The sequence below is a fragment of the Bacillus cereus group sp. BfR-BA-01408 genome (genome assembly GCF_022663305.1).
In the GTDB taxonomy this organism is placed as follows: Bacteria; Bacillota; Bacilli; order Bacillales; family Bacillaceae_G; genus Bacillus_A; species Bacillus_A pacificus.
The window spans coordinates 1-3,471 of the sequence record NZ_JAKUFF010000146.1 but is presented as its reverse complement, the minus strand read 5'-3'; the positions used below and the strand labels follow the sequence as shown (position 1 = coordinate 3,471).

Here is a 3,471-nt window from a genome sequence, read left to right as displayed (position 1 = left end):
CCTTGAGGTCCTGTCGGGCCTTGTGGACCGGTTGGACCAGTAATCCCAATACCAGTAAATCCCGTTGGAACAGGAGGAAAGGTAGGTCCAATAAGATTTGGTGAGATTCTGAAATTAGAGTTTAATGAATTTTGTTTATCGCGCTCTTTCATACTTTCACCACCTACACACCATCTTTTTTACATTACAAACCTCTTCTTAATATGTATTTACAAAAATAATCTCAAAGACTATTTTTATTTTAAATAATAAAAACTCCCTTAATTCCTTAAGGGAGTCCAGCAACTGAATCCATATTATCTGTATTAGGGACAGCTTGTGCTATACCCGATGCATTTACACTTTGCCCCATATTTGTTCCTGTTACAGTACCAGCAGGGGTGCCTCTTGTATATGTTGTCGTCACCGAATCACCCGGCTGTAAACAAAGCTTCGTCTCCGTCCCTATTACTGTAACAACGTCAATCCAAGTGCATCCCATTGAACCACTGTACGATTTCGAAGCAGTAAATGAAGTATCACTCAAATTATCACCTGTAAATATATTCCCAGTGTTATTCACAATAACAAACTCTTTTATATGTGCTGGCATACTAACACTCTACCTTTCCCTTACTAACCCAATGTACGTGTACTCGTTGACAATGGTGGAAGAAATACTGATGTTCGAATCACCTCTGGTGGCTGCCTTTTTCCATTTAAAAAAATAGCCGCACTTGATCCTCCAGCACCCGCATAAGCTTTCGATACAGCAAAAGGCGCGATATTATAACAGTCGCCAACATTAACGGCTCCTGTATTGTTAATAATTTTTACTTTACGCATATTAATCCCCATTTACCTATCCCCCTTTTGTACACTGTATGCAAAAGAAAAAAACTTGAAACAGACTCGTTTCAAGTTTTTTAACTACTTATTTCGTTTCTCCCTCATATTGAAGCATTCCGCCTACCATGTTCACTGTTTTAAATCCTTGCTCATTTAAATAATGGCATACATTTTCACTGCGCATTCCCGAACGACAAATAAAGATATATTCATTCTCTTTATCAAAGAAATCTACTTTATTTGGGATATCGCCCATTTTAATATGTACAGCTTCTGGAATTTTTCCTGCCGCTACTTCTTCATCTTCCCTTACGTCTACTAAAAATAACGTTTCTCCTTTTTCTAAACGCTCTTGCACCTCTTCTGTAGTAATTGTTTTAACTTCTGTCATATGTTGTTCCTCCTTATATACAATAAAACCTTTAGTTTCCTCTTTAAATAATCATTCCTCATCAATTTTAGCACGCAAAAGAAAGAACGCAAAGAATCGAAAAACTATTTCTCAATTTTCTCGCAAAACTTATTCTTTACAAACATAACCCTTGCATTGTATCCTCAATATACTTGTTTTATGAAAGGAGCCAATGAAAATGACACTTTTCCTTTTCATTATGGGCATCATTTTCTTAATCGCTGCAATTATTGCACTTAGTATGAAAAATAATAGAAAGATAAAATCACCACAAGAAATGTCATTCTTATTTCTATTGCTTAGTATCGCATTCTTCGGTATAGCAATTGCCACATATATTTTCCGCCTACAAATCATGTAAAAAAAGGTGCCTACTACATACATTGCACCTTTTTCACATCATTTATTTTCTACACAAAACTAGACACTTTCCGATTTAAAAATTCATAAACTTTCTTTTCAAATAAATGAATATCAAATGCCCCCGCCATATGTCCATTTATACTTTCTATCTCATACACTTCCGCATACTTCCCTTGTTTTTGCAACATGTCTACCATTTTGTAATTATAACGTGACGGCTGAAGCAAATCTTGTTTACACGGAATCATAAGTACATTTGCTTCTATATTAGACAGTGCCTCTTCTAAAGACGAAAATCCATGCGCAATATCATGTAATAAAACTGCTTTCGCGGTATACATCCATGAATTTGCATCAACTAAAGCTATACTTCTATTTGTCACTTTATTAATTTCTTTCTCAAATGATGTTAATGCAGAAAATGTTTCATAAGGCTCTTTCTCTATACTATTACGAGGAAATGTCGTTTCGTAAAAATGCTCGTCAAACGCGTTCATAAACATCATTCTATTTGCTAAATGAAGCCCCTTCATTGGCTGCTCTTCTCCATATTTTCCGCCCTTCCAACTTGGATCCAGCTCGATAGCCTCAATTGCATTTTGCGCTACATTTACCGACGTAATAATTGGATTTTGCGGGTTCGTAATAACACCAATCATCCGCTCTACCATATGAGGATAATGAACAGCCCATTGCTGCGCAATCATCCCGCCAGCTGACGGCCCCATTACAGCATGTAGCCTTGCGATTCCCATATCTTTTATTAACTCATATTGCATACGAGCTACATCAAGAAATGTAAAAACCGGAAAATCCATCGCATATTCATCTCCAGTTTTCGGATTAATCGATTTCGGTCCCGTTGTAATTACATTCGGGTTCTTCACCTGCACATTACAAAGATTATCAGTGCATATAACGAAGTATTTATTTGTATCAATTGCTTTTCCCGGTCCAATTAAACCATCCCACCAGCCAGACTCCTCATCATGCGCTGTATATTTTCCTGCTGCGTGACTAGTTGCACTAAAATAATGACAAACCAAAATCGCATTTGACCTTTCTCTATTTAAAGTACCATAAGCCTCATACCCCATTTGAACAGGAATTGTCCTACCATTTTCAAATGTAAACTCCTTTAAAATAAATTTCTCCTTTTTTACAATTTGCACAGACTCGCCCTCTTCTCGTCATAGTATGTACTGCTTACTAAAGGATTTTTTCTATGCAAACCAATCTCCTCCTTCTTTTCATAAATAAATGAATAATATACAAAATTAGCCACAAAATAGCACTATATTACAAAATTAAAGAGGGCATACATATGATTTGGAATTGGCTACGTAAGAAAAAAAAATCAAATACAACAGAGAAAAACGAAACAGATAACTCGGAGCAACACGCTAACAAACAAGAGGATGATAACAAAAAACTGACTAGAAGTATGAAGCATAATAAAGATAACAATGGCGAGCAAAAAAAAGAGGGACACAAGGAGTCTTCTCAAGGTCAGCAACAACATACTAAGCAAAATGAATCCAATCAAGATCAACAACAACGCTCTAAGCAATATCATTCGGATCAAGAGAAACAGCAACACTCTGAACAATATGACCGTGATCAAAATAAACAACAACACGCTAAACAAAACGACTCAAATCAGCAAGATAAGCAGCAAAATTCTAAGCAAAACGACCCCGCTCAGGATAAACAACAAAGCTCTAAACAAGACGACTCAAATCAGGGTAAACAGCAAGATTCTAAGCAAGGCGACTCAGATCAAGATAAACAACAAAACTCTAAACAAGACTACTCTGATCAAGGTAAACAGCAAAACTCTAAACAACACAACTCTGATCAAGGTAAAC

Annotated in this window: 6 protein-coding genes and 1 pseudogene; 2 read left to right on the top strand and 5 right to left on the bottom strand. The window is 36.4% G+C overall.

Annotation, left to right across the window (positions count from 1 at the left end; all coding sequences use genetic code 11):
* From MR083_RS26240 to MR083_RS26225, 4 genes are all read right to left on the bottom strand, one after another.
* Window positions 1–152 (bottom strand): exosporium leader peptide-containing protein (locus MR083_RS26240; protein WP_242270074.1); only part of this gene is annotated, 152 nt, incomplete at its 3' end.
* 116 nt (window positions 153–268) lie between these two features.
* Window positions 269–592: a hypothetical protein gene (locus MR083_RS26235; protein ID WP_001110853.1), complete on the bottom strand. Its 324-nt coding sequence runs from the start codon at window positions 590–592 to the stop codon at window positions 269–271.
* A 23-nt stretch (window positions 593–615) separates the two neighbouring features.
* Window positions 616–837 carry a spore germination protein gene (locus tag MR083_RS26230; RefSeq protein ID WP_000512597.1) on the bottom strand — a complete coding sequence of 74 codons (222 nt, stop codon included), beginning with the start codon at window positions 835–837 and terminating at the stop codon, window positions 616–618.
* Window positions 838–913: 76 nt separating this feature from the next.
* A complete protein-coding gene (locus MR083_RS26225) occupies window positions 914–1,219 on the bottom strand; it encodes a rhodanese-like domain-containing protein (RefSeq protein WP_000141203.1) in 306 nt (101 codons plus the stop codon).
* Window positions 1,220–1,418: 199 nt separating this feature from the next.
* Here MR083_RS26225 and MR083_RS26220 point away from each other — a divergent pair, with 199 nt between their 5' ends.
* Window positions 1,419–1,601 (top strand): hypothetical protein, encoded by a 183-nt coding sequence (locus tag MR083_RS26220; RefSeq protein WP_000171883.1) that lies wholly within the window; start codon window positions 1,419–1,421, stop codon window positions 1,599–1,601.
* Window positions 1,602–1,650: 49 nt separating this feature from the next.
* On the opposite strand, the gene MR083_RS26215 is transcribed toward MR083_RS26220, so the two are convergent.
* Window positions 1,651–2,775 carry a homoserine O-acetyltransferase family protein gene (locus MR083_RS26215; RefSeq protein WP_242270073.1) on the bottom strand — a complete coding sequence of 375 codons (1,125 nt, stop codon included), beginning with the start codon at window positions 2,773–2,775 and terminating at the stop codon, window positions 1,651–1,653.
* A 152-nt stretch (window positions 2,776–2,927) separates the two neighbouring features.
* On the opposite strand from MR083_RS26215, the pseudogene MR083_RS26210 reads away from it, so the two are divergent.
* Window positions 2,928–3,471: pseudogene (locus tag MR083_RS26210) on the top strand (spore germination protein); the annotation flags it as partial.

Coding starts and splice junctions, on each gene's coding strand:
- MR083_RS26235 (WP_001110853.1), bottom strand. CDS start 592: ATGCCAGCACATATAAAAGAGTTTGTTATTGTGAATAACACTGGGAAT.
- MR083_RS26230 (WP_000512597.1), bottom strand. CDS start 837: ATGGGGATTAATATGCGTAAAGTAAAAATTATTAACAATACAGGAGCC.
- MR083_RS26225 (WP_000141203.1), bottom strand. CDS start 1,219: ATGACAGAAGTTAAAACAATTACTACAGAAGAGGTGCAAGAGCGTTTA.
- MR083_RS26220 (WP_000171883.1), top strand. CDS start 1,419: ATGACACTTTTCCTTTTCATTATGGGCATCATTTTCTTAATCGCTGCA.